We start from the raw sequence: 20,762 nt of genomic DNA on the forward strand, positions 1-20,762 counted from the left end.
CCTATTCGCCGGGCGTGAAGGAGAGGTCCTTGCCCACCACAGCCGGTCGGAAGCCACCTCGCAGGAAGGGCCAGGCCGCGAAAGCTGCGCCTGTCACAAACAGGCTGACGGAACTGAGCAGGATGTAAGGATTTGACCAGTCCCCACCGACCACCACCGCATGGATCAGAGCACATAGCATCAATGCCGCACCGAGAGCCAAACGCAGCACGTTTCCAGCCATCGCGGCGCTTGTCAGCGCACAAGCTGCCAAAGAACAGACCGCGGAGCCGATCCAGTAGATCGCGACAAGCCAACCGATAGAGAGGCCAAGGATCGCTCCGATCAGCGTGACCGGCAGGAACAGCGTGCTGCCCCAAATCCAGCCACTCCACAATGCTTCGAGACGTGGCGCAGCGCGGCCTTTCTCGCGGCGCTTCAGGAAGTAGATATTCAGCCCACCCGCAATAATAACGCAGAGCATCAGCCCAAGAATGAAATAGATCAGCTTCATGGCCACGCCGCCGAAGTCTCCGAAATGAACACGATACATGGACATGGCGATCTGCTGGCCTGCCGGGCCGTCGGCATTGTGCCCGATGGCAAGCAATTCGCCCTCTGTAGAATAGGTATAGGTTTCACCATAGATCAGGCGGTTTGTCTCATCGACATAGAATTGGATGTGCTGGCTCTTCTGGCCGGGCTCATGCATCACGACGAGGAAGGGGGGGTGATCAGGCGCATCGTTCGCCAGTTGCTCAACTGCGACATCAATACCCGCAATGGGCGCTGGCGTATCGTCAGCCTCAATCACTTCGCCACCAAATATGGCTTCGCTGAGCTTTCTGGTGTCTCCGTCAAAATTTGTCTGGGCAAAGACGAGCGCACCTATGGTAAACAGGCCGATCATCGCGCCGGTTCCGGCCACAGCGACAATGAAAGGCGTTGTCCAGACGCTGAGCCGGTTGTGCAGATCCGCCTGAGCAAGGCGCGGCTGCCCCTGTCGCTTGAAACGGAAGGCATCCCTGAAGATACGTGGATGCGCTAAAAGGCCGGAAATGGCCATGGAGACCAGCATTACGCCAAAGATGGCGACAATTATCATGCCGAAGCTCTCAGGCAGGTTCAGATAGTAATGAAGGTGAATGAGGAACTCATTCCAATTCGCCTCAAGTGGGCGCACGAATGTGCCGTTTTTATCCACCGCGTATATTCCATTGTCGCCACCCGCGATGAAACGGGGCCAGTTCTCGCGAGGAGGATATAGATAAAGATGCGTCGTCTCAGGATCGCGGCGCAACACTTCTTCTGCTGTAGACTGCAGGACAGCAGACGAAACACTCTCGACAGGCGCGACATTGGCCTGCTCCCACCATTCCAGTTCATCCTCGAACACAGCAACAGCACCGCTGAGGCAAACAACGAATAAAATGGCGCTGATGACCAGCCCCATAACAGAGTGTGCGGAGAGGGCAGAATCAACGCGGGCACTGGATGATTTCGGCCAAAGTGTCTTTGCCATATGGCTATTCCCCTATCCGATGAATGCGACAGCCAGCGCGATGAGCGCTCCGCCAATGGCGTAGGTGCTGCGCCGGAACAAACGCTTTTCCATAAGCAGCAGTGTACTGAGCAGAGCCCATAAAACCAGCGCAAGCATGAATGCACTGACCACTGAAGTGGCAGGGTTGCCTGTTTCCGGTATGGTCAGGCGAAGCAGACCACCTGCGGTATAGAACGCGATAAGGCCCGCTATCGGGCCGGCGATGAGAAACGTCCAGATGCCGGACGCGATAGTTTGCGCCCGTCCAAGGGCCGATACTGGCGCCAAGACAGGTGCGGGCCTCTCCCGAACAGGACTCTGCAAGCCATTCGTACCCAGAAAGCCTGGCAAGGTGATTGCGCCCGCCACGAGCACCATGAGCAGGGAGGCCACCTGGGCAACACCCCTGTCATGATTGGCCATGAACCAGAGAACAAGACTGACCACCAGCAACGCCCAGCCAGATGCAAGCAGCACCGGCTTACCGGGCTTGCGCCACACCTTGAAGAGCAGCGCAAGTCCCACAAGCCCTAGAAGAGTTGCAAGAACAGCAAGCCGTATTCCGGTTCCCGTCATCTATATCAGCCTTAGAATTTGTAACGAAGGCTGGCAACGACTGTGCGGCTAAGCCCTGGGAAACAGTCACCCCGTGTCAGACAGCCGGTGAGATATTCCTCATCCGTCACGTTGCGGGCATTTACAGTGAAATCCCACTGATCCCACTCATAACCGACCATCAGGTCGCCAAGCGTGTAGGACGGAGTTTCATAGCGAAGCGTGGCGTTCTCAGAGACGGTGGACCCAACATAGCGGACACCTGCACCTGCCTTGAAACCGTTCCACTGATTCGACGGGCGCCAGGTAGCCCAGAAGGAAGCTTGCTCCTCCGGAATTGCAGACAGCTGGTAGCCGTTCGGATCTTTCGCATCGAGTGTGGAGGCGGCGGCCTGAAGATAGATATCCTCCAACTGTACACGGCCCTCAAACTCTATACCTTTCAGTTTGGCGATGCCTTCCTGCTGTGAGTCTGCCCCGACAATGCTGTTCGGATTGTTGAGGTTTGAAATCTCGATGTCGTAATAGGCCAGCGTGATGAGCCCCGGCACAAAAGTCGGCTCATATTTCAGACCGGCTTCATATTGGCGGGCTTCCTGCGGCTTCAGCTGATTACCTGTAACCCTGTCTGTGCCAACAACGGTCTGGAAGGATTCCGCATAGCTGACATAAGGCGCCAGGCCATTGTCGAAGCGATAGAGAACGCCGACGCTGGTGGAAACTGCATCATCCTTCTGTACGCTCGTGCCATTGTCATTCTCGACATTGTCACTACGCACGCCCAGCGTGAAACGCCATTTGTCATAGGAAACCTGATCCGAAATGTAGATGCCCAGATCCTCAACCGTTGACGGATCATTATCTGTATAGATGGCATCCAGAACGGATTGATCAGGATAGTTTCCGTAGACCGGACTTTTCAGGTCAAGTACGTAGTCGTAGCTGGAAAAGCCACCGCACCTCTCCGGCACGAGGCCTCCAGCAAAGCAATAAGCGGAATCCTGATCAGTCTCTACATCTTGATATTGCACACCAGCAACAATGTCATGCTCCAGCAAGCCGGTCATGAAGTTACCGCGCAGACGTACATCACCCGCCAATTGGTCAAATGTGTTATCACCTTCATAGAAAGTCCGCGCTACTGTTGTAGCACTGAAAAGGTCCACACCCAGCACATCATTCAAGTAACGCGTACCACCAATAAAGGACGGCCATGCCTGATTGTAGTCCGCCTCACCGGAGCGCCACAGGGCCGTTCCTTCGACAGACCAATCGTCATTGATACGATGCTCACCCAGCAAGGTGACCTGTTGGGATTCTGTGTTGTAGTGATCAAAGTCCGGCTCGCCAGCATAGACATCAAAATCGAGATAGGTGCCGTCGTCCAGTGGAAATAGGGTGCCTTTTACAGGGATGAACTGCGCCGCGGCCTTGCTGTCTGTATCCTGAACAAGTCCGATAATCGTGAATTTTGTATCAGGTGTCGCCTGCCAGGATAGAGACGGCATGAAAAGGGTCGTTTTCTCATCCACTTGATCAATCTGTGTACCGGTATCGCGGTATAGCGCCACCATGCGGTAAAGCAGCTTGCCGTCTGTACCGGAGACAGGTCCAGTCACGTCACCGGCGATCTGATAGTGATCGAAATTGCCTGCCTCGACAGCGATCTCGCCACCAAAATCCTCATGCGGGGTTTTGGACACATAGTTGACGATACCGCCGGGAGAGCCCTGGCCGTACAGCACAGAGGCCGGGCCTTTCAGCACTTCAACCTGCTCGATCGTGTAGAGTTCGGTACGGGTGGAGTTGTAGCTACCGAATAATTCCTGAATGGAGTCACGGTAACGCGGCAGTTCCAGGCCGCGTGACTGTGGGAAATCTCCGCGTGTGGAGAAACCATAGGGCTCTGCCGTCACACCGGAAATATAGGTCAAGGACTGAGCAAGGTTCAGCGCGCCCTTGTCGATGATCATGTCTGAGGTCTCAATGGACAGTGACCGCGCCGTTTCCACAATCGGCGTGTCAGACTTCGTGGCGCCAAATGAGGTTGTGCCCGTGACAATCACCGTCTCCTGACGGCTTTCCTTGTCTTCGATGGCGGCCGTTTGTGCCCATGCCGGTGCAAAGGACGACATGCCGACCATAATGGCCAAGGCGCTGACGGCTCCGAAGCGTGCTTCAAACATGCGAAATTCCTCAATGATCTGGCTTTAAATGCAAATGATTCTCAATTCCAAGCCCGACTAAACCCGATGATATTGCAAGTCAATCGCAAACCTAAGGAAGCTTCTGCAATAGACGCTGGCTGGCTGACATTCTCTGCACCTGTTGCACATGAACCGCATTTTGCGTCAGTTTTGCCGAGCTGAGAGGCTCTGAATTGAAGGGATTTGCGCGACGCATGGGCTATTCAACGCCACATCTTCTGCTATCAGGCGCGCATGACCCTCACCTCCCAAGACTTTGACGCCACGCTGAAACGCGCCATCGACAGCAAGACCAAGCCGCTGGGCGCGCTTGGCAGAATTGAATCCCTGGCAGCTCAGATTGCCCGCATCCAGCATTCGCTTTCACCCTCCGCAGAGACCTGCCGACTAATCATCTTCGCTGCAGATCACGGCATGGCAGCGGCGGGCGTTTCCGCGTATCCGCAAGACGTGACGCGCCAGATGGTACTGAACTTTCTGTCCGGCGGGGCGGCGGCCAATGTGTTCGCGCGAAGCACAGGCGCCGACATTCACGTCGTCGACAGCGGCATTGCGGGCAAGCCGATTGAGGATGAAGACCTGATCCTTCACCGCATCGGCGCAGGCACGGCGAATGCCATCGAGACCGCCGCAATGACGGCAGAACAGCTGGCCGGAGCCCTTGAGGCTGGCAAAGCCCTCGGCCGCGCGGGGACTCATGATGTCGCCTGTTTCGGAGAGATGGGCATCGGCAACACATCCTCCGCCAGCCTGGTCGCCGCAAAGATGCTGGGCATAGCGGTGGCAGAACTGACCGGGCGCGGCACGGGGTTGGATGATGAAGGCCTCAGCCGCAAGCAGGAACTGCTGACCCGCGCAGCTGACCGCACAGCCGACACGCTGGATGCGCGTACAGCCCTGGCGGAATATGGCGGCTTTGAAATTGCCATGATGGCAGGCGCGATGGGCGGCGCAGCGGAAGCTGGCAAGATCGTGATCGTGGACGGCTTCATCGCCACCGTCGCAGCACTGGCCGCGCGGGAGATCTTCGCGGGCTGCGATGCGCATTTCGTCTATGCCCACCGCTCGGCCGAGGCTGGCCATGAACACGTGCTGGAAGCCCTGAACGCCGAGCCGCTGCTGGACATGGGCATGCGCCTCGGCGAAGGAACCGGCGCATTGCTCGCCTGGCCACTCGTGAAGGCGGCTGCCGCGATGCTGCGGGACATGGCGAGCTTTGACAGCGCCGGGGTGAGCGGCCCGGCATGATGGACGAGGTCGCCAAATTTGCCCTGGCGGTGCAGTTCCTGACGCGCCTGCCCATTCCGGCACGGATCAAGTTCACGCCGGAGCGGATGGCAGGCTCTGTTGCCTATTATCCTCTGGTCGGTCTGCTGGTTGGTGGGCTGAGCGCTCTCATATTTTGGGCGGCCTCGCTGGCGCTGCCCGTGCTGGTCAGCGTTATCCTGGCGGTTTCAGCAGGCTTCCTGCTGACAGGCGGCTTCCATGAGGACGGGCTGGCAGACACGTTTGACGGCATAGGCGGTGGCCTGACTCGCGAGCGTTCTCTGGAGATCATGAAAGACAGCCGCATCGGCACCTATGGCACGCTGGCACTGGCCTGCATGATTGCACTGAAAGTGGCCGCGCTGTCGGAGATGGCGCATGTATCCCCCTTCCTCGTGCTCGGCCTGTTACCCGCTGCTCACGGACTATCCCGGTTTTCCAGCGTCATTGTGATTGCGACCAGCAAATATGTGCGCGATGAAGGGACGGGCAAGCCCGTTGCGCGCGGCAGTTCTGCCCTGACGCTGACCATCGCGAGTGTTACAGCCGCGGCCATTCTTGCAGGCCTCATATGGGCAGGCCCGCCCATGCTGGCTGCATACGGCGTGATCGGACTGGTCGCAGGCCATATGCTGATGCGTGCATTCTTTGAGCGCAAGCTGAAAGGTTATACAGGCGACACGCTGGGTGCCGTACAACAGGTAAGCGAGGTGGGCTTTTACCTGGGAGTACTGTCATGGCTTTGATCCTTCTGCGTCATACCCAGCCCGACATTACCCCCGGCATATGCTATGGTCGCAGCGATATTTCCCTACCTGGCAGCTTCACCTCTGACGCGGAGGCCGTGCTCGCCACCCTGCCCGAATTTGACCGTATCGTGAGCAGTCCGCTAACACGTTGCCGCAAACTGGCCGAGTTCGTGGCTAGGCATCACGACATAAGCGTTTCCGTTGAAACACGCCTGCAGGAAATGGATTTCGGAAAATGGGAATGCTGCCCTTGGAGCGACATACCCCGCAAGGAACTGGACATTTGGGCGAACAGTTTCTTCCACGCCCGCCCGCATGGCGGGGAAAGCGTTGCCATGCTGAAGGCCCGCAGCCTGGAGGCGCTGGCCGAATGGAACACCCCGGATACGACAACACTGGTCGTGACCCATGCCGGGGTCATCAAGATGGCGCTGGCCAAAAGCGCGGCCGCAACCGACCATAATCAGACAATTAATTACGGATGCTTTGAAATCCTGACAGAGGTAAGGACAGCCGAATGAGTGAGGACCAGACCCACAGTGAAAAGATGAAGGCCCTTCAGGCTGAGCAGAAGAAGAAGACGTCTGAAGCGCGCGATCCGGGCCGAGGCCTCGTGCTGGTCCACACCGGGAATGGCAAGGGCAAATCCAGCTCAGCCTTTGGCGTCATCGCGAGGGCGCTAGGATGGGGCCACAAAGTGGGCATTGTCCAGTTCATCAAGGGAAAGTGGATCACCGGCGAACGGCAATTCTTTGCCAAGTTGTCCGATCAGGTCGACTGGCACACAATGGGCGAAGGGTTTACCTGGGATACGCAGGACAAGACGCGCGACATTGCGGCGGCCGAAGCCGCTTTCCAGCGCGCCTGCGATATGATGACCAGCGGTGACTATGACCTGATCGTGCTGGACGAGATCAATATCGCCCTGCGTTATGACTATCTGGATGTGCAGGCCGTGCTAAACGGCCTGAAGGCGCGATCAGACCGCACAAGCGTGATCCTGACAGGCCGTGACGCCAAACCGGAGCTGTGCGAGTATGCCGATCTGGTCAGCGAAATGACCGAAGTGAAGCATCCCTTCAAGGTGGGCATCAAGGCTCAGCGCGGCATCGACTTCTGAAATCGACGCGCGCTGTAGTATCGTCAGCGCTATTGACAGATTTCAGGACTTACAACATGAGACGCCTCAGATGGTGCTTCTTTAACCGGAAGCTAAGAGGGAAGCCGGTGTGAATCCGGTGCTGTACCCGCAACTGTCAGCCAGGAGCTGATGGCCAACATGCCACTGGAGCGAAAGTTCTGGGAAGGCGGCCTGAAGTGATGATCGGCAAGCCAGGAAACCTGCCATCGCGTCGTTCGTCCGGGAACCGGGGAGAGTTCTCAGTGGGCGGGAAGGCTTTTTGCCTCTCCTTTGTAGCGACATTTCAAAGGCCTGGCCGCCCGCATGACCCCGCGTCATGAGGCCAGCATGTCGTTATGAAGTACACCTGTCTTCCGGGCGGCGGGGTGTCGAGGAAAAAAATAAATTATGTCGTACAGACACATCCTGCTTGGCGCTGCTGCATTGAGCCTTACACTTCCGGTACTGGCCCAAACAAGTGAAAACACCGAAACACATTTGGATACGATTACCGTGGAAGGCTCGCGCCTCAACCAGACGCAGGCGGAAATCGGCTCCAGCGTCAGCATTATCACTGAAGAAGATGTCGATCAGCTAGGCTTTGACTTTGCCTTGGATGCCGTAGCATCTGCACCCGGCGTCACGATCAACCAGAATGGCAGCTTTGGCGGCAATTCCAGCGTGCGTATTCGCGGCGCCTCTTCCGGTCAGACCCTGGTGCTGGTTGACGGCGTGCCCGTTAATGACCCGAGCGGCACCGATGGCAGTTACAATTTCGCCTATATGGATACGGACACTATCGAGCGCATTGAAGTGCTCAAAGGTCCGCAATCCACACTATGGGGTTCCGATGCCATTGGCGGCGTTGTCTCCATCACAACCAAGACCCCTGAACAGGGTCTCGCTGGAACCGTTTTCGGCGAGTATGGCGCGTTCAACACATTTCGCGGAGGGGCTTCCGTGGGCGGCGGCAATGACACTGGCGATTTCCGCCTCTCTGCCAGCCGTATAGATACGGACGGTATCTCAAAGGCGGATGAAGCCAATGGCAATACCGAAGAAGACGGATATGAATCCTCTACCCTCTCGGCCCGCGGCGGCCTGAATCTGACCAACAATATCCGCCTGGACAGCGGCCTTGTCTGGAATGAGGCCGAAAGTGAATATGACAGCTATTCCGGCACCGCGCAGGGCAGAGTGGCAGATGGCGACGAAGTGGCCAAGAACGAAACACTCAGCAGCCATCTGGCGCTGACCGTGCCGCTGTTCGATGACCGCTTTGTCAACGAGTTCATGGTTGGCTATTCCGACATTTCCCGGAAGAACTATACCAATGGCGTCAACAGCTATGAGGCGGAAGGCGACCGTACGATCTATCGCTACCAGGGCACTTTCACGATCAATGATGCCAACAAGCTGGCCTTCGGCGCAGAACGCGAAGAGACCACGGCGAATGATGAAGACGCCTCCATTGACGGCCTGTTCGCGCTTTACGAATTCAAGCCTGTCGAAAAGCTGACCCTGACCGGCGGCGTGCGTGTAGATGACCACAACACATTCGGGTCTGAAACCACGGGCCGTGTCGCCGCCGCCTACGCAACCAATGACCAACTGACCCTGCGCGCAAGCTGGGGCCAGGGCTTCAAGGCGCCATCCATCTTCCAGTCGACCTATATTTGTACCTTCTGCGGACTGACCGAACCGAACCGTAACCTCAAACCGGAAACCTCCGAAGCCTTTGACCTTGGCTTTGACTGGCAGTCCACCAATGGCAAGACGAAAACTGGCGTGACATATTTCAACCAGGAAACGGAGAACATGATCGATTTCTCCTACACGGCCGGGTATGATAATATCGACCTGGTGAACTCCAAGGGCTTTGAAGTCTATGGTAGCCATCAGTTCACGGATTGGCTGGGTGTCTCGGCCAATTATGCCTATATCGACGCAGAAGACGGCAATGGCGCAGAACTGCACCGCCTGCCAGAAAACAGTGGCGACGTAACCTTCAGCCTGACGCCGGAAGGCCCGTTCTCCGGCGCCATTCTGGTGCGCTATAATGGCGAGGAAGCCAACACGAATGGCACCACGCTGGACAGCTGGACGCGTGTCGATCTGAAAGGCAGCTACAACATAGATGACCGCCTTGAATTCTATGCCCGCATCGAGAATATGTTTGATGAAGATTATCAGCAAATCCTCGGCTACGGCACGCCGGGTCTGTCAGGGTCCCTCGGTGTAAGACTCCGCTACTAGGGACGCCGGAATGTCGAGACTGACTCTTCTGCTTCTGGCAATTTGCCTCTCCTGTTGCGGCGTTCCTCCCACGCCGAAAGCGACAGAGGCGGCCCGTCCCATGCGGATCGTTAGTCTCGATTATTGCGCGGACCAGTATGTCCTGAAATTCGTAGACAAGGACCGGATTCTCGCTGTATCTCCCGATGCAACGGAGGACTTCTCCTACATGCAGGAGGCCGCGGTCGGCGTGCCCACCGTTCGCCCGGTTGCCGAAGACGTCCTTCTGATGAAACCGGACCTTGTCGTACGATCCTATGGCGGCGGACCAGATGCCACCAAGTTTTTTGCTGAAGTGGGCGTGCCCGTTCTGGACATTGGCTGGGCGCCGGATCTGGAAGCCGTCATGTCCAATATCCAGCGCGTCGCCGATGGGCTGGACGAGCATAAGCGTGGCGAACAAGTTGTCAGCCAGATGAAAACACGTCTTCAGGAAATTGCTCAGCAGGCAGAAGGAAAAAGCGTTTTGTACCTGACACCTTCTGGCGTCACGACCGGCCCTGACACGCTGGTGCACGAAATCATGACCGCCGCAGGCCTCAAAAATTTTGAAACCCAGTCAGGCTGGCGCTCCATTCCGCTTGAAGACCTAGCCTATCGCCAGCCCGACCTTATCGGCGCTGCATTTTTTGAAACCCTGACCAACCACCCCGATGCGTGGAGCCCGATGAAACATCCCGTTGCCCGCAAGCAATTGTCTGATCAAACGGTGGTGCCGCTCAAAGGAGCATGGACTTCCTGCAATGGATGGTTCCTGATGGACGCCGTGGAGGCGCTGGCAGAAGGGGCGAAACAATGACCCGTACCTCCTGGGTGATGCCTGCCTTGCTGCTTGCCTCTGTGCTGGCGCTGTTCGGTGCGTGCCTGCTCGGCTCGACACCCATGTCGCCAGCGCGCGTGGTGTCCGCCTTCCTCGGCGGCGCAGATGCGGCGGACCGCGTGGTCGTCTGGCAAATCCGCCTCCCCCGTGCGCTAGCTGCTTATCTGGTCGGCGCGGCGCTCGGCATCAGTGGCGCAGCGCTACAGGGCCTTCTAAGGAACCCCTTGGCAGAGCCTGGCGTGCTCGGGGTTTCGGCTTCTGCCTCGCTCGCCGCTACCTTCTCGCTCTATTATGGGCTTGCGGTGATTTCCCCCTGGGTGCTGCCCATAGCAGCCATGTTTGGCGCGCTTGCCGCGACCAGCCTGATCGCCATTGCTGCCATCCGCACACAATCTGTCGTAACGCTGATCCTGATCGGCGTTGGCCTCTCCAGCTTTGCGGGCGCAGCGATGAGCCTGTTGATGAACCTCGCGCCCAATCCATTTTCTCTGTCGGACATGATCAACTGGATGCTCGGCTCAGTCGCCAATCGCAGCTTCCGCGAGATCGGTTTTGCCTTTCCCTTCATTCTTGCCGGGGCTGCCATTCTGCTTGCGTCAAGGCGTGGGCTCTCCGCCCTGACACTGGGCGAGGAAGCGGCCAGCGGAATTGGCCTTGATCTGCGCCGCCAGCGTATTCTCACTGTGCTGGGTGCAGGCCTTGCGACGGGCGGCAGTGTCGCTCTGGGCGGGGCAATCGGCTTTGTTGGCATCGTTGCGCCGCATATCATCCGGCCATTTGTCGGGCATGACCCGGCACGATCCCTCATTCCGTCGGCGATGCTGGCCGGTCTGATCCTTGTACTGGCAGATATTGGCGTGCGCATTCTGCCGTCCACCAACGAGCTGAAGCTGGGCGTCGTCGCTGCCCTGATCGGCGCGCCAGCCTTTGTTTGGATTGCGATGCGGAGGCGCGCGATCAATGACTGAGATTATCGCAAAAAATTTGGGTCTCACCAAGGACGGCGCAACACTGCTGGAGGGGGCATGCTTTACGCTGAAGCCGGGACAGCTGATCGCTCTGTTGGGGCCAAATGGGGCCGGCAAGACCAGTCTGATCCGCACAACCCTCGGTATGGAAAAACGCTGCTCCGGCACGGTCAATCTTGGCGGCACTGACAGCGAAGCCCTCTCCCCGATGGAGCGCGCGCGGCGCGTGGCATATCTGCCTCAGCAACGGCCCCTTGCCTGGCCAAATAGCGTTCGCGATGTCGTCGCGCTCGGTCGGTTCGCCTATGGCGCAGCACCCGGCCGCCTCAACCCAAAGGACGCCAAGGCAGTCGATACTGCGCTCGAATTGTGTGACCTGACAGAGTTGACAACAAGGCATACTGACACGCTGTCAGGCGGCGAAGTGGCGCGTGTACATTGTGCACGTGCCTTTGCTGCCGAAGCGCCCCTTCTGATTGCGGACGAACCCGTCGCAGCGTTGGACCCGCGCCAGCAATTCCGGATCATGAACATCATTCAGGCTTTTGTGGATCGCGGCGGCGGTGCGCTGGTGGTACTGCATGATATCCCGCTTGCGGCAAAATATGCTAGCCACCTTATCTGGATGCAGGATAGCCGGATCGCCGCGGAAGGCACGCCCGAACAAACCCTGACCGCACAACGCATGGCAGACATCTACGGTGTCCGCGCGCGAATAGACGGCAGAAAAGTGGAAATCGAAGGCGCTATATGACAGCCCGTGTACTGATGTTTCAGGGAACTGGATCGGATGTGGGCAAATCAGTCCTGACCGCCGCCTTCTGTCGTATCGCCCGACGTCGTGGTTTGAGCGTTGCGCCCTTCAAACCGCAGAACATGTCCAATAATGCCACCGCCTGTCCGGACGGGGGCGAAATTGGCCGCGCGCAGGCCCTGCAGGCACTCGCCGCCGGGCTGGATCCGCATGTCGACTTCAACCCGGTCCTTCTGAAACCGGAGACAGACCGCACGGCGCAGATCGTGGTTCATGGCAAGGCAGCAACCGCCATGGACGCAGCCAAATACATGGCCCATCGCAGTAAGTTGATGACTCATGTCATGCAGAGCTTTAAACGTCTTGCAGCAAAGCATGATCTGATCCTGATCGAAGGCGCGGGCAGCCCGGCCGAAATAAATCTGCGCGATCGCGACATTGCCAATATGGGCTTTGCGCAAAAGGCTGGCGTTCCGGTCTGCCTGATTGGAGATATCGAAAAAGGCGGCGTTATTGCCAGCATTGTGGGGACACAAACCGTCATTGCCCCGGAAGACGCCGCCATGATCCGCGGATTTCTGGTCAACAAGTTCCGCGGCGATCCACGCCTGTTTGATGATGGCGTCAAATCCATCGAGCAGCGCACCAACTGGCCGTGTCTCGGCGTGATTCCATGGCTCAGCGCCTCAGCGCGACTGCCCGCCGAAGATGCAGTTGTTCTGGACCGGTCGGGCCGCGCATCCCACGGAGGTCTGAAAGTCGCCGCGCCGATGCTGTCCCGCATGGCGAACTTTGATGATGCAGACCCCCTGAAAATGGAACCAGGCATTGAATTCAGATGGGTGCCGCCGGGGCGCAGCATCCCCCGCGACACGGATGTAATCATTCTGTTTGGTACAAAATCCACCTTGGGTGATCTGGCCTTTCTGCGCGCGCAGGGATGGGACTATGACATCATAGCCCATGCCCGCACAGGTGGCCGAATTCTCGGCATCTGCGGCGGCTATCAAATGCTTGGTAGGCAGATTATTGACGTGACAGGCGCAGACGGGCACGTCGGCCAGGCTCCAGGGCTTGGTCTGCTTGATGTCGAAACGCAGATGAGCGCTGACAAACAGGTTCAGGTGAGAAACGGTACATGCGCCCTCACCAGCTGCGCTGTCAGCGGATATGAAATCCATATAGGCAAAACGGCGGGTCCAGACACAGGCCGCCCAATGTTTTCCCTCAAGGGACATCCCGAAGGGGCCCGCAGCGCCAATGGCCTGATCGAAGGCACGTATCTGCACGGTGTGTTCACGCAGGATGAATTCCGGCGCAGCTGGATGGACCGCATCGGCGCGACCGCTGAAACGAACCTCTTCTACGGCGCAGAAGTCGACCGCGCACTGGATGCACTGGCTGATGAAGTCTCTGCCGCAGTTGACATTGATGCCTTGTTCGGACTGGCCGAAGCACCGGGCTGGCACCCATCAGGCGCATGAGTTCCGTCTCGATGATACTCGTTGCCTGGGCAATCGAAGCGGCCTTTGGATGGCCTGACTGGCTGTACCGCCTGATCAGGCACCCTGTCGTGTGGTTGGGATGGTGTGTGCGGTGGCTGGAAACGCGCCTGAACAATTATGATTGGGCACATCGCGTCAGATACATGCTTGGCGCGCTGGCCAGCCTGCTCGTGATTAGCCTCGCGGCAATGGTTGCCTTTGCAATAACGCGCGTCTTGCCTCAGGGCATAACCGGTCTCCTCGTGGAAGCGCTCATCGCCTCCAGCCTGATTGCATCACATAGTCTGTACACACATGTGCTGGCCGTCGCCAAGCCATTGGCTAAGCGAGACCTTTCAGACGCGCAAAAGGCTGTGTCTCTTGTCGTGGGCCGCGACCCGTCCCGACTGGATGAGGCGGGCGTGGCACGCGCAGCGCTGGAAAGTCTGGCCGAGAACACTTCAGACGGCGTAACGGCGCCCCTATTCTGGGGTGCCCTGTTCGGCCTTCCGGGCCTTGCCGTCTACAAGGCCATCAACACGCTCGATTCCATGATAGGCCATCGGAATGATCGCTATGCCGCCTTTGGTGGATTCGCCGCACGACTTGATGACGTCGCCAATATCGTGCCTGCCCGGCTGACAGGCCTTGTGTTTACGCTGGGATCGGCCAGCCTCAAGGCTTTTATGGTGATGCGGCAGGACGCCAGACATCACAGATCGCCCAATGCGGGGTGGCCTGAGGCCGCCATGGCGGGGGCGCTCGGCGTACGTCTTTCCGGCCCGCGCAGCTATGACGACACGACAAGCAACGAGCCCTGGCTCAACGAAGGGGCGCCTGACCCCACCCCTGTCCACCTGAAACGTGGACTGACAATATATATCAGAAGCCTGGCTCTTGCGGCCTGCCTGCTTCTCATCCTGTCCCTTCTGCTGGAGACCCTATGAACAAGGATTTGATACATGGCGGCGCGCTCGACGTCATGCAGCTGAAATTCCCGAATGTTGATAGACCATGGATAGACCTATCAACGGGCATCAATCCCTGGGCTTATCCGATCGGTGATATCTCTGCCGAAGCCACCACGCATTTGCCTACAAGAAATTTGATGCATAGGTGCCGCGCCGCTATGGCGCGCGCCCTGAATGGTCCTGAAGAAGCGCTAGTTCTCTCTCCCGGCAGTGAGTTGTTGATCCGCCTGCTGCCATCCCTGCTGACAGCTCGTCGTGTCGCAATCCTTTCGCCCACTTATGGTGATCACCGCACGTCCTGGCTGCAGGCCAATTGCCAAGTATTGGAGACATCAAACCCGCTGGATGAAGCTGATAGAGCTGATGTCATCGTTATGTGCAATCCCAATAATCCGGATGGGAACACCTTCAGCGCGTCCGATCTGGAAGACACCCGATATCGACTGGCCAAGCGGGGGGGGTGGCTGATTGTGGACGAAGCCTATGCTGACCTCGCCCCCGACCTCAGCATGGTGCCACATGCGGGGAAAGAAAGCCTAATCGTACTGCGCTCCTTCGGCAAGTTTTTTGGTCTGGCTGGCCTGAGACTGGGCGGGGCATTTGTTCCGAAATCGCTTCGCACAAAGCTTGAACACATATTGGGCATGTGGCCTGTGTCCTGCCCTGCGCTCGAAATTGGCACTCGCGCTTATGGCGATCATGCTTGGCAAATGGAAACTCGCCAAAGCCTTGCAAAGGCAAGGCGAAGACTTGACGGTATACTGATGGATGCTGGACATCGCCCTGTGGGTGGTACGGATTTGTTCCGGCTGATTGAGGTGGAACACGCCACCAAACTATGGATGCAACTGGCAGAGCGCGGTGTCTATGTACGCCGCTTTGAATGGTCCAACCAGCAGCTGCGCATCGGTCTGCCAGCCGACTCTATTGCCGAAGGACGCCTGGCTTTTGCCCTTATCCCTTAAGCCGCAGAGGCAATCCGGCAGCGACGAATTCCACCACGTCACACACTTCAGCCACTCTCTGGTTCAGACGCCCCTGCGCATCCCGAAAGCGCCGTCCGAGCGGTGTTTCCGGAACGAGACCGAGCCCCACCTCGTTCGACACCAGGAAAACATGCCTGCTCGTGCTATGCAGACACTTACACAGGGCATCCGTTTGTACCTCAACATCCCGCTCATGATGCATCAAGTTAGACAGCCAGAGCGTAAGGCAATCTACCAGAATGACCTCACCTGCAGCGGCTTCAGCCTGCAAAGTCGACAGAAGGTCTAGCGGAGCCTCAACCGTGCGCCAGCCCGCGCCGCGATCGACCTTGTGGCGAGCAATACGCTCTGCCATTTCAGCGTCCAGAGCTTCGGCAGTGGCCACATAGATACGTGCCTCACCCGCCTGCTCTGCCAACCACTGGGCACGCCGGCTCTTGCCGGACCGTGCGCCCCCGAGAAGAAACGTCTTTGTCATGGGCGCATCTTACAGCATCCCGCGCACAATTTCGCCCATCACTTTGAGGAAAGTCTTGCGGCTCAGGCAGGTACCCCGCTAAAGGGCCGCAGCAGGCCGTGGAAAAAGCCGGTCACTTTCTGCATCCTTGCCGTAAAAGCCTGACTCTTCTCGATGATGTTGGCCGGATACGGGCTTTCATATGCCGTGATGCCATAAGCCAGCCGGATCTTGTCGACCGGCATGTGCCAGACCTCCTCCCACGGGATCAGGATCAGCGCAGGAGACTCCCGCCCGTGCACCCAGGCACTGGTGATTGTATCCATCAGGACCGGGTATACGCGGCCTGGTGACAACGCGCCAATCACGCTTGTGATCGAGAGGAACTGCGCGGAATAATTGTGCCCAAATTGCGCCATTTGGAATGCGGATATCGCAATCTCATGCAGCGATGTCGTCTCATACCCCGCCGTGATGTGCCACAGATCATGCGCCTGTAGCATGCGCGTGTTGAGCCAGGCGAGAGGCTCTGGGAGAGCATTGATCTTGATTGCATCCCGGTCAAGAACTTCAAGGTCAAACATGTTGTCTACGATGAGATCATGGAACTCCCGGCCGAGGGAATTCTCAGGGCACGCCGCAAGCGTGGAGAGCTTGATCAGTTCCGGTGTGTCACGTGCCGCAGCCTCGCTGACGCCGTCATAGAGATGCGCCATATCGGCGATGCGGCTCAGCGTCTTGTCCGTCATGAAATGGCCAAGTGCAGCTGTCCGCTGTGTCACACTTAGGGCGTCGAGATCGCCATTCTTTCCATCCTCGACTATGCCCCAATAATTCTTCCACAGACCGACCGGAGACGGCTCGGGGGCACGGTCAAAGGTTTCAATGGGCGTCGCATTGACTGCCCGCCCCCGCCAGCCCTCAGCAAGGGCGTCATAGGTTTCCGCCGTACGATCCGGTGCAAGAAAAGCCGCATGGGCCAGCGCAGCGGCCAGATCCATCCGGTCCTCCGCTGTCGCCTTCTTGCCAGATTTGGCACATCGCGAAGCAAGCTCTAAAATTCTTTCGCGTGGGATGGATGTCTCCACCTGTGTCAGGAATCGGTTTCTCAATTGCTCTGTACTCATCTCGCTCTCCCGTTATTATATTTATAAAGCATCCACGCAACGCTGGGTCTGCTGGCCAAGACCTTCAATACCCAGGCTGACTGTATCACCTGCCCTCAGATATTTGGACGGAGACATGGACAGCCCCACTCCCGGCGGCGTACCGGTAGATATGATGTCCCCAGGCTGCAGGCTCATGAATTGGGACACATAGCTGACTAGGTGCGCGACGCTGAAGATCATTGTGGAGGTCGAGCCGCGCTGCATCGCCTCTCCATTCACATCCAGCCACATGGATAACTTCTGCGGGTCATCCACCTCATCGCGCGTCACGAGCCAGGGCCCGATCGGGCCAAATGTATCAGCGCTTTTCCCCTTCACCCACTGCCCGGTGCCTTCCAGCTGAAACCCGCGCTCGGAAACATCGTGCACGACGCAATAGCCCGCAACGTGCTCCAACGCCTCTACTTCGCTGATATATTTTGCGGTCTTACCGATGACGACTCCGAGTTCGACTTCCCAGTCGGTCTTTTCAGATCGGCGTGGAATTTCCAGCAGGTCATTTGGCCCGCAGATTGCACTGGTCGCCTTGAAGAAAAGAACCGGCTCAGAAGGCACTTCCGCGCCCGTTTCCACGGCATGGTCTACATAGTTCAGGCCAATGCAAATGAACTTGCCCACATCGGCGACACAGGGGCCGATCCGTGCATTCGGATCAAGCCTTGGCAGGCTGAACAGGTCAATCGCCTGGATCTGCTTCAGCACGGCATCATCGAGGGCAAGACCATCCCAGTCATCCACCAAATCACTGACATCCCGAATGATGCCATCAGCATCCAGAATGCCCGGCTTTTCCCGTCCGCGTGGACCCACCCTTAAAAGCTTCATCAGATCAACTCCTAATTCGTCCACCCGCCATCAATGATATGCGCGCAGCCAGTGGTGAAAGAGGCCTCATCCGAAGCGAGATATACCGCCAGCGCCGCAATCTCTTCCGCTGTGCCTAGGCGCCCCATGGGCTGGCGCGAGACAAACATCTGCCGCGCCGTTTCATAATCGCCCTGCGCCTTCATTCGCCCCTGCAAGGACGGCGTATCAACCGTACCAGGACAGATGGCGTTGCAGCGAATATTCTTGCCCACATAGTCCGCCGCGATGGCCTTGGTCAGCCCGATTACTCCGGCCTTCGTCGCGCCATACACAAAGCGGTTCGGCGCACCCGTGATGCTGGAGGCAACCGAACTCATGTTCAGGATAACCCCGCCGCCCTTTGCAACCATGTTTGGAAGGGCCGCGCGGCAAAGCTCATACATGGAGGTGAGGTTCAGCAGGAATGACCTGTCCCAGTCCTCCCTCGAGCAATCTTCAATCGTGCCATGATGCACCCAGCCCGCGACATTGAACAGGATATCAATCTCGCTGTGCCGCGCACAGATATCAGCAATCGCGGCGGTATCCGACACATCCAGCCTTTCGGTCTGGACACCCGTCACATTGGACAAATCCTTCAGGGCGGCCTCGTTGATGTCTGTCGCGATCACCCTTGCGCCCTCGCGCGCAAAGGCCTTCGCGGAAGCAAGCCCAATGCCTGCCCCAGCGGCCGTTATCAATGCAGTTTTACCTGCCAGTCTGGCCATCCGCTTATCCCTTCCTGCTCAGATAGATGCGCTCGGCATTCGCTATGCAGACCGCATGTTCATGACCGGCAAAGTAACGTCTGATGAGGCGCTCGCTCTGCTCAGCCCATTGCGTGTAAGTTCCTGCAAGCGTCAGAACGGGCCAGTCGCCGCCCCACATCACCCGCTCAGGGCCGAAGCAGTCCGCCACATGCTCCACGACAGTACCGATGGAGTTATCATCCGTATGCGTTCCGGCCTCTGTCAGAAGGCCTGACATCTTGCATGTGACATTCGGACAGATCGCGAGCTCTGCCAAATCCTTGCGCCATGTCGCCAGACCGCCAGACGCGATGGGAGGCTTGCCCGCATGGTTCAGTACGATCTGCAGTTCCGGATGCCGCTGCGCGAGTGTTGTCTTCACCGGAATCAGATCCGCCCTTGCATGCCCATCCAGCACGAGCCCCAGCCGGGCCATCTGATCCAGCAAGGGCCTGAAGCGCACATCAAGAATCCAGTCCCCCTGCGGCAAGTCCGCAATCATGGGGCGCACGCCGACTATCTGCCGGTCTTCTGCAAGGCGCGCGATTTGCTGCGCAGCGTCTCCGTCTTCCAGATTCACCCAGCCAACCACGCCGGCAATACGCCTGTCCTGCCGTGCCAGGGACAGCATAAACTCCGTCTCCGCCAAAGTGCCTGCCGCCTGCACCAGAATCACGCGCTGAACATTTTCCGCTTCCGCCTCTTCCCACACATCATCAATGTTAAAATCCCGGTAGATCGGGCCAAGCTCCGGGCTTAGCCAGTCATAGTCGCCGCGGTCCAGGCGCCAGACATGCATATGGGCGTCGAGCTTTTTCATCATGCTGGCACCGGCGCATCAGCAGAGATCAGCTTGCGCTCTTTCAGTTCGGCCCAAAGCGCAGGCTCTATCCGTGTCGCCGTCCAGCCGGAGATCTGCCGCACCTCATCGACTGACCGTGCACCGGGGATAACAGAGGCGACAGCAGGATGGGCGCGGCAGAATTGAAGCGCTGCGGCGGCAAGCGGCGCGCCATGTCGCACGCAAACAGACCTGAGTTCGGCGACGCGGCGAACGGCCCACCCTGGCGCAGCGACATAGTCATAGTTCAGAGGCGCCCCTTGGGGCGCGGCCAATAGCCCGGAATTGAATGCACCGCCGATGATGACCCTCACACCGCGTCTGTAACATTCATCCAGGAAAGAATGAGAGGCTTCATGTTCCAGCAAAGTGTAGCGTCCCGCCAGCAACACGCAATCAAGGTCAACCTGTTCCAAAACCTGTTCGCATACGGCAATTTCATTCACACCCAGGCCAATCCAGCGTGTCTTGCCCTCTGACTTTAGAGCTGCCATTTCTGGCAAGGCTTCATCGAAGGCCTGCCGCAACACGGTCTCATGCGCCTCGCCATGCGTCAGCTCACCGATATCGTGCAAGAGCAGAATATCAACGGCCTCCACGCCCAGCCTTTTCTGACTACCTTCGAAAGAAGCCCTGATGCCAGCCGACGAATAGTCAAACTGCGGAATGAAAGGCGCAGGATCCGCAAAGCCATTATCTGGAATGGGCGCGTTCCCCGCCGGCACCAACCGCCGGCCGACCTTCGTGGACAGCATGACCCGTGCGGACGTCTCCGACAGGAAAGCCCCGATACGCTGCTCGCTGAGGCCGTGTCCATAATATGGCGCGGTGTCGATATAGGTCATGCCATTATGCTGCGCAGCCTGAAGAGTCTGGTAAGCCGTCTCATCGGATATCGCGAAATAGAGATTGCCGAGCCCCGCCGCCCCGAGGCCGTAATCCGGCAAGGTGAGGGGCTCCGTCTGGCTCACCCCTTCACCCCCAGTTTGAGGCTTTGCACGGC

Annotated in this window: 20 protein-coding genes and 1 riboswitch; of the genes, 11 read left to right on the top strand and 9 right to left on the bottom strand. The window is 58.0% G+C overall.

Annotation, left to right across the window (positions count from 1 at the left end):
* Nucleotide 1: 1 nt before the first annotated feature.
* Genes HY2_RS08030 through HY2_RS08040 form a run of 3 tightly spaced genes read right to left on the bottom strand, consistent with a single transcriptional unit; the run spans nt 2 to nt 4,263 of the window.
* Nucleotides 2-1,501: a PepSY-associated TM helix domain-containing protein gene (locus HY2_RS08030; RefSeq protein WP_051594847.1), complete on the bottom strand. Its 1,500-nt coding sequence runs from the start codon at nt 1,499-1,501 to the stop codon at nt 2-4.
* Nucleotides 1,502-1,513: 12 nt separating this feature from the next.
* A complete protein-coding gene (locus HY2_RS08035; RefSeq protein ID WP_034826484.1) occupies nt 1,514-2,098 on the bottom strand; it encodes a hypothetical protein in 585 nt (194 codons plus the stop codon).
* A gap of 11 nt (nt 2,099-2,109) precedes the next feature.
* Nucleotides 2,110-4,263 carry a TonB-dependent siderophore receptor gene (locus HY2_RS08040; protein ID WP_081814979.1) on the bottom strand — a complete coding sequence of 718 codons (2,154 nt, stop codon included), beginning with the start codon at nt 4,261-4,263 and terminating at the stop codon, nt 2,110-2,112.
* A 204-nt stretch (nt 4,264-4,467) separates the two neighbouring features.
* Between HY2_RS08040 and cobT the strand changes: the two genes are divergently transcribed.
* The 11 genes from cobT to cobD all read left to right on the top strand — a co-directional run bounded on the left by cobT (nt 4,468) and on the right by cobD (nt 15,676).
* Nucleotides 4,468-5,532, top strand: a complete 1,065-nt coding sequence (gene cobT / locus HY2_RS08045; protein WP_233346266.1) for a nicotinate-nucleotide--dimethylbenzimidazole phosphoribosyltransferase — start codon at nt 4,468-4,470, stop codon at nt 5,530-5,532.
* Nucleotides 5,529-6,296, top strand: a complete 768-nt coding sequence (cobS, locus tag HY2_RS08050) for an adenosylcobinamide-GDP ribazoletransferase (protein WP_034826486.1) — start codon at nt 5,529-5,531, stop codon at nt 6,294-6,296. Before cobT ends, cobS begins: the two co-directional genes overlap by 4 nt.
* Nucleotides 6,287-6,820, top strand: a complete 534-nt coding sequence (cobC, locus tag HY2_RS08055) for an alpha-ribazole phosphatase (RefSeq protein ID WP_051594848.1) — start codon at nt 6,287-6,289, stop codon at nt 6,818-6,820. Before cobS ends, cobC begins: the two co-directional genes overlap by 10 nt.
* Nucleotides 6,817-7,419, top strand: coding sequence for a cob(I)yrinic acid a,c-diamide adenosyltransferase (cobO, locus tag HY2_RS08060; protein WP_034826488.1), 603 nt, complete (start codon nt 6,817-6,819; stop codon nt 7,417-7,419). The genes cobC and cobO overlap by 4 nt, the downstream gene beginning before the upstream one ends.
* A gap of 54 nt (nt 7,420-7,473) precedes the next feature.
* Nucleotides 7,474-7,661: riboswitch (cobalamin riboswitch) on the top strand.
* A 166-nt stretch (nt 7,662-7,827) separates the two neighbouring features.
* Nucleotides 7,828-9,675 (top strand): TonB-dependent receptor plug domain-containing protein, encoded by a 1,848-nt coding sequence (locus HY2_RS08065; protein ID WP_034826489.1) that lies wholly within the window; start codon nt 7,828-7,830, stop codon nt 9,673-9,675.
* Between the two features lie 10 nt (nt 9,676-9,685).
* A complete protein-coding gene (locus HY2_RS08070) occupies nt 9,686-10,513 on the top strand; it encodes an ABC transporter substrate-binding protein (protein ID WP_034826491.1) in 828 nt (275 codons plus the stop codon).
* Nucleotides 10,510-11,502: a FecCD family ABC transporter permease gene (locus tag HY2_RS08075; protein WP_034826493.1), complete on the top strand. Its 993-nt coding sequence runs from the start codon at nt 10,510-10,512 to the stop codon at nt 11,500-11,502. Before HY2_RS08070 ends, HY2_RS08075 begins: the two co-directional genes overlap by 4 nt.
* Nucleotides 11,495-12,256 (top strand): ABC transporter ATP-binding protein, encoded by a 762-nt coding sequence (locus tag HY2_RS08080; protein ID WP_034826495.1) that lies wholly within the window; start codon nt 11,495-11,497, stop codon nt 12,254-12,256. Before HY2_RS08075 ends, HY2_RS08080 begins: the two co-directional genes overlap by 8 nt.
* The gene (locus HY2_RS08085) at nt 12,253-13,740 is read left to right on the top strand and encodes a cobyric acid synthase (RefSeq protein ID WP_034826497.1); all 1,488 of its coding nucleotides are present in this window, start codon (nt 12,253-12,255) and stop codon (nt 13,738-13,740) included. Before HY2_RS08080 ends, HY2_RS08085 begins: the two co-directional genes overlap by 4 nt.
* The gene (gene cbiB, locus HY2_RS08090) at nt 13,737-14,687 is read left to right on the top strand and encodes an adenosylcobinamide-phosphate synthase CbiB (protein ID WP_034826499.1); all 951 of its coding nucleotides are present in this window, start codon (nt 13,737-13,739) and stop codon (nt 14,685-14,687) included. The genes HY2_RS08085 and cbiB overlap by 4 nt, the downstream gene beginning before the upstream one ends.
* On the top strand, nt 14,684-15,676 hold the full coding sequence (gene cobD, locus HY2_RS08095) for a threonine-phosphate decarboxylase CobD (protein ID WP_034826501.1): 993 nt from the start codon (nt 14,684-14,686) through the stop codon (nt 15,674-15,676). Before cbiB ends, cobD begins: the two co-directional genes overlap by 4 nt.
* Here the strand turns inward: cobD and cobU are convergent.
* The 6 genes from cobU to HY2_RS08125 form a co-directional block, all read right to left on the bottom strand.
* On the bottom strand, nt 15,666-16,175 hold the full coding sequence (gene cobU, locus HY2_RS08100) for a bifunctional adenosylcobinamide kinase/adenosylcobinamide-phosphate guanylyltransferase (RefSeq protein WP_034826503.1): 510 nt from the start codon (nt 16,173-16,175) through the stop codon (nt 15,666-15,668). The genes cobD and cobU overlap by 11 nt on opposite strands.
* A 62-nt stretch (nt 16,176-16,237) precedes the next feature.
* A complete protein-coding gene (locus tag HY2_RS08105; RefSeq protein ID WP_081814980.1) occupies nt 16,238-17,281 on the bottom strand; it encodes a Coq4 family protein in 1,044 nt (347 codons plus the stop codon).
* Nucleotides 17,282-17,302: 21 nt separating this feature from the next.
* On the bottom strand, nt 17,303-18,148 hold the full coding sequence (locus HY2_RS08110) for a fumarylacetoacetate hydrolase family protein (RefSeq protein WP_034826506.1): 846 nt from the start codon (nt 18,146-18,148) through the stop codon (nt 17,303-17,305).
* An 11-nt stretch (nt 18,149-18,159) separates the two neighbouring features.
* Entirely contained in the window at nt 18,160-18,897 is a 738-nt protein-coding gene (locus HY2_RS08115; RefSeq protein WP_034826507.1) for an SDR family oxidoreductase, read from the bottom strand.
* A gap of 4 nt (nt 18,898-18,901) precedes the next feature.
* Nucleotides 18,902-19,741 (bottom strand): amidohydrolase family protein, encoded by an 840-nt coding sequence (locus HY2_RS08120; protein WP_051594849.1) that lies wholly within the window; start codon nt 19,739-19,741, stop codon nt 18,902-18,904.
* A partial coding sequence (locus HY2_RS08125) for an aldo/keto reductase (protein ID WP_338042069.1) occupies nt 19,738-20,762 on the bottom strand: 1,025 nt, incomplete at its 5' end. The genes HY2_RS08120 and HY2_RS08125, both read right to left, overlap by 4 nt.

The sequence above is a fragment of the Hyphomonas pacifica genome (assembly GCF_000682675.1).
GTDB classification, from domain to species: domain Bacteria; phylum Pseudomonadota; class Alphaproteobacteria; order Caulobacterales; family Hyphomonadaceae; genus Hyphomonas; species Hyphomonas pacifica.